This window comes from Nostoc sp. (genome assembly GCF_036917515.1).
GTDB lineage: Bacteria > Cyanobacteriota > Cyanobacteriia > Cyanobacteriales > Nostocaceae > Nostoc.
On record NZ_JBALDE010000279.1, the window covers coordinates 1 to 5320 of the forward strand.

Here is a 5320-nt window from a genome sequence, read left to right on the forward strand (position 1 = left end):
TCCGAGACTTTTATTTATATTGCGATGATACGTATTATGCTTCGACGACTCGCATGAGTTTTTACTTTCTTGGACTTTTAAAACATCCTCTAAAGATATTATCAATGATCTGCGCACTAAACTAGAAAAACGCTCTGACTTGGAAAACACTTATCAAGCCAGAGCGCAACTACTATATAACTGGTTTATTCGTCCTTTTATCAGCGATTTAGAAAAAGAGAAAATTGAAACTTTAGTGTTTATTCAAGACGGAATTATTCGAAGTATTCCCATAACTGTACTGTTTGACGGTAAGCAATTCTTGATTGAAAAATATGCGATCGCCTTTGCTCCAGCATTGACTTTAACCAACCCTCAACAATCAAACCCACAAAAATTACAGGTATTAGCTTTTGGCTTGACACAACCAGCTACCGTCGAAACAGATGCTGGCTCAAAATTTTTTGAACCACTTACACAAGTTCAATCTGAGTTGAAAGCAATTACAACAAGTTTACCCAAAAGCAAGAGCCTACTAGATCGAGATTTTACTCCTGAGCGCTTGCAACAAGAATTAGAAAAAAATACTTATCCAATAATTCACCTAGCGACTCACGGTAAATTTGGTATTGATGATAGAGAAACGTTCTTAGTAACTGGGAAAAAAGTTGTAGTAAATCGCCAAAAATCACTTCTAAGTAAGATTTACAACGAAAAGTTGACACTAAATGACCTTTATCAACTTATTAATCGCACTTACCCTCAAAATAAACCGATTGAGTTACTAACATTGACAGCTTGTGAAACAGCAGTAGGTAGCGATCGCGAAACTCTAGGTTTGGCTGGTATCGCCATCCAAGCCGGATCTCAAAGTGCTATAGCTTCTCTATGGAAAGTTGATGATGCAGCAACAGCGCAACTCATAGCGAAATTTTATCAAAACTGGTATAGTGGAATGAGTAAAGCCAAAGCCTTACAGGCGGCTCAAATAGCTTGGTTGCAAACCCATCAGCAGCAACTTGAAAGTCACCCCGGATATTGGGCACCATTCATTCTCATTGGTAACTGGCTTTGATCTCTACATCTATGAAAATTTCGTACTTTGACTCATACCAATTTTCTATAAATTTGTACTAAATGATTACCTTTCTCTTACTTGACGTTATTAACCTTCTTGGCAGTTAGTTTAATAAAACTTAAGTGTATCATCACGTCGAATTGGTATCAGCAAGATATTGAAAACTACTCTTTCATCCTAGCGCTGCAATTGATGTATTTTACTATTTGTCAGTACTAGTTTAGTTTGTTCTCTTAATTCTATTTTAGTTTCAGTTACTATCTGTTCTAGAAGAGACTTTCTTAATTCTTTAAGAGTAGGCTCATTTTTTGAACTTAAAGCAATTTCTAAAGTGTTATACCACAAATCAGCTTTGTTATAAAGATTTGCCTTGATTAAAACATTATTACTCTGCGAGAGTTGTTTTTTCAAATCTGGTGGAATTGAAACTGCTTTCATCGCAGCGATCGCAAACGGATTAGCTGAAGGACGATTAGCATCGCAGACCAATTCGACTTGCCAAAGATATTTTCGACCAACTAACAATTCTAGATTAGATAGAGATAAAACCATGATTCCAGAGAAACTTTTAAAATTTTCATCTTTAATCTCTTTTACCAATATAGATTGTTTATTAGTTTCGTCATACTCATAAAGGCGAAACTCCATTTGCCAGGAGTTATTATCTTTCACAAACCAGGCGAATGTTGGACTATTTGCTAAAGTTTGACCGTAACTTTGCGTAGGTGCAAGTAATATAATATGTGGAATATTACTTAAAGATGCTTCTGTTTGAGTCTCGCATCCTCTAGAACCACCTGAACTTCCTCTAGTCTGTGGTGGAGGGTCGTCAGAATTGTTGTTCCTATCAGCTAAGGCTGTTGTAGACATCGATAACAATAAGCTTAAGGTAATATAGCTAGTAAGGATATTTCTCAAACTTTTGTGTAAAGCGCATAGTATTTGAGCCATTATTCTTACTCGGTAAAGTTTTCAAACAAGTCTGTTTACTATACATATAATTCAACCTAAATTATGCATGACTTTTCCCGTTAAGTCTCAAAAAGCTGCCTCACAAAGGATTCTATATAAAGCACAGCCTATACGGTACAGCGCTTGAAATCGGGTGTTAAAGGTGACGAGCAATGCTGGAATGGTGGGAGCGACAATTAGAAAATCTTATATTCTAACTGCTGACCCTTGAATTTTGTTTTGATAACTTAGTTAAATCTTGCGTTCAATTAATGCCTGTTTTCCCACTGCTATACTAGCAATCACGGTACCAGAGACAACTAGCATCAATGGCGTAATTTGTTCACCTAGTAATAGCCCAGAAAATATAATCGTTAAAAACGGTTGTAGTAACTGTATCTGACTGACCCTTGCAACACCACCGATACTCATCCCGTGATACCAAGCAAAGAAAGCTAGGAACTGACTGAAAATACTGACATAACTAAAACCTAACCAAGCAGTTGGTGAAGCAACTAATCCGTGCTGAAACACTGTGTATATTACAGGTATAAGCAAAATCGGAAGTGCTATGACTAAAGCCCAACAAATAACTTGCCATCCTCCTAAAATCTGAGCTAAACATCCTCCTTCTGCATAGCCAATAGCAGCTGCGCCCACCGCGCCTAACAAAAGCAAATCTGCTCCTGAAATTTGTCCCGCGCTAGAGGTAAAAGCAAATAAAACAACGGTCGTACTACCGAAAATACTAGCGAACCAAAACTTTTGGGAAGGACGCTCTTTACCTTTGAGCGTGGCAGCAATAGCAGTTGCCAAAGGAACAAGCCCTATAATTACTGCACCATCTGTCGCTGGTAGTTGCTGCATTGCCCAAGCTGATAGTAATGGAAACCCCAAAACCACCCCGGCTGTAATAATTAGTAAGCTCCCCCAGTGTTTGCTTAGTGGTAAAGGCTGACGAGTTACCCACAGAACAATCATTGCCAGAACACCAGCAACTACTGCACGTCCCAGCCCGACAAAAGTCGGATCGAAGTCAGCAACGGCAGCACGAGTTGCTGGTAAGGTAAGACTAAATCCCAGCACACCCAAAAAGCCACAACCAAGTCCTAGCGTTTCTGAATTAATGGGGTAAATATTTGAATTTCGGATCATGCTGACTTACTTGGTATAATAATGGGTTTCAATCCATATTCGCATTTCAGCTTCAGAGCCAAAACAAGCAGAACGTCCTGTCATCGGATCATAGGCGTGCCAATAACAATCCCTATTGGCAAGGTGATTTTGCCAAACTTGCAACTGAGAACTGCTTGCCATTACTGTAATTAAGCTATACCAAGATTTTTGAAGTTTTGATTTTAGTAGCAACCATTTATCAACTATTTTCATAGAAAAGTCCCCTTGGCTCCTCAATAGAGCATCAGATACTTTCTAGATTCGCTTGGAAAAATAGCAATGAGAAGGTACAGATTTGTCCAATTTTTACTGGTACAGTCACAGTATTTACAACTGTTCTAGTCAAACTGCACTCAACTGTACCAGTTCAAATACAAAAAAATCCCTTATATTGCTTATAATCCCTACTATCATCCCGAAGGAAGGGTTTCACAGTGAATATTCCTTTAGATCGGTACTCACCAACCCCGATATATCTCCAGATTCGCAATTATCTCAGTCGTCTGATTCAATCTGGCAAAATACCAGATGGACAAAAACTTCCTTCTATTCGGGTGATGTCTACGAGTATTCAAGTTAACAAGTTGACTGTCATTGAGGCTTACAGTCTCTTAGAAGCTGATGGTCTCATTCATGCTCGTCAGGGTTCAGGCTATTTTGTCAACCGTACAATCACAGTATTATCTAATCTAACTTTGCGTTCAACCTTTGCCCCGTCTCAAGAGGTGATAATTTCACAAGGTGGAGGGTCATTTTTCGAGCAATATACAGCTTCAATTCAGGCTCGACGACAGCAAGATATTATTGAGTTCAGTTCAGGTTTTCCTTCTAGTTCCATTTCAGATAACCTGCAACGGACTGCTAAACGAGCATTGGCTAATGTAGGAGATATTCTTTTTAGAGAAGACTTTCCTCAAGGACAACTTATGCTGCGGCAACTGATTGCTCAGATGTTAGTTCAACAAGGATTAGAGGTTTCCCCTGAAGAAATAATTATTACCACTGGTTCACAGCAAGCTTTATCTTTAGCTATGCAATATTACCTGCAAAAAGATGACTGGGTGATTGTAGAAACACCAACCTATCATGGAGCATTGGGAATTCTGGAAAATTTACAGGCTAAAGTCATAGGAATTCCGATGACAGCGGAGGGAATGAATCTAGAATTGTTGGAGCAGTATCTCAAAAGTCATCGACCAAAATTAATTTACACCATCAGTACTTTACATAATCCAACAGGTATTACAACTTCCCAAACTCATCGCCAAGATTTATTAAAATTGGCACAACAATACGAGTGTTTTATTTTGGAAGATAATGCCTACGAAGGGTTAGAGTTTCAACCTGTTCCTTCTCCCATCAAGGTATTCGATCGTCATGATTTAGTCACTTACATCAGTACATTCTCAAAAACCTTAATGCCTGGACTACGAGTTGGTTACATGGTGGTGACAGGTGAGCATCATCAATCTTTGGTAAAGCATAAATTACTCAATGACTTGCATGTTTCTACAGTATCTCAGGTAATTGTGAGTGAATTTTTAGCATCGGGACATTACCGCCGTCACTTGAATCGTTTACGTATTAATAACCTGCAAAGTCGCAATATGATGTTGCAATCTCTGGAAAGCTATTTTCCCGAAGCTATCACCTGGACAATTCCAAAAGGTGGTTTATTTTTGTGGACTCATCTGCCACACTATTTACCTATTCAAGAAATTTGCTCTGAAGCCTTATCTCACAATGTCCTTGTTGCTAGTGGTGCTGCATTTTTTCTAGGACAAGGGTATCCGGCGATGCGCTTGAACTTTTGCCAAACACCAGAGAATATTGAACATGGAATTAAGATTCTTGGTCGGCTAATTAAAAAGTATTTAACTGAGAGTTTTATTAGTATGGGTTTGTCATCTCAAAGCGTAGGTGTATCGTCTATTCACTTATAGTCATGTTCAGTTACACATAATTCATTGAGTGGTGAAACGCCTAAAGTCACTGTTACGCAGACATCAGTTCAATTGGAGTGCGAAGGGACTTCCAAAAAATGGCGTTGCATAAGTGCGGGATGAATCAGGTTAACACGGGTATTTTCCCGTACTTCAAGTAATGAAGTAATAATCGAATTGAATACTTCAGCAT

At 38.7% G+C, this 5320-nt stretch carries 5 protein-coding genes; 2 read left to right on the forward strand and 3 right to left on the reverse strand.

The features are described 5' to 3' along the window. Positions 1-139 precede the first annotated feature (139 nt). Entirely contained in the window at positions 140-1054 is a 915-nt protein-coding gene (locus tag V7K89_RS35070; protein WP_335195478.1) for a CHAT domain-containing protein, read from the forward strand. A 180-nt stretch (positions 1055-1234) separates the two neighbouring features. Here the strand turns inward: V7K89_RS35070 and V7K89_RS35075 are convergent, their stop codons facing one another. The 3 genes from V7K89_RS35075 to V7K89_RS35085 form a co-directional block, all read right to left on the reverse strand. Continuing rightward, positions 1235-2008 carry a DUF928 domain-containing protein gene (locus V7K89_RS35075; protein WP_335195479.1) on the reverse strand — a complete coding sequence of 258 codons (774 nt, stop codon included), beginning with the start codon at positions 2006-2008 and terminating at the stop codon, positions 1235-1237. Positions 2009-2260: 252 nt separating this feature from the next. Then, positions 2261-3163: a DMT family transporter gene (locus V7K89_RS35080; RefSeq protein ID WP_335195480.1), complete on the reverse strand. Its 903-nt coding sequence runs from the start codon at positions 3161-3163 to the stop codon at positions 2261-2263. A 6-nt stretch (positions 3164-3169) separates the two neighbouring features. Continuing rightward, positions 3170-3397, reverse strand: coding sequence for a hypothetical protein (locus V7K89_RS35085; protein WP_335195481.1), 228 nt, complete (start codon positions 3395-3397; stop codon positions 3170-3172). A gap of 221 nt (positions 3398-3618) precedes the next feature. Here V7K89_RS35085 and V7K89_RS35090 point away from each other — a divergent pair, with 221 nt between their 5' ends. After that, entirely contained in the window at positions 3619-5127 is a 1509-nt protein-coding gene (locus V7K89_RS35090) for an aminotransferase-like domain-containing protein (protein ID WP_335195482.1), read from the forward strand. Positions 5128-5320 lie beyond the last annotated feature (193 nt).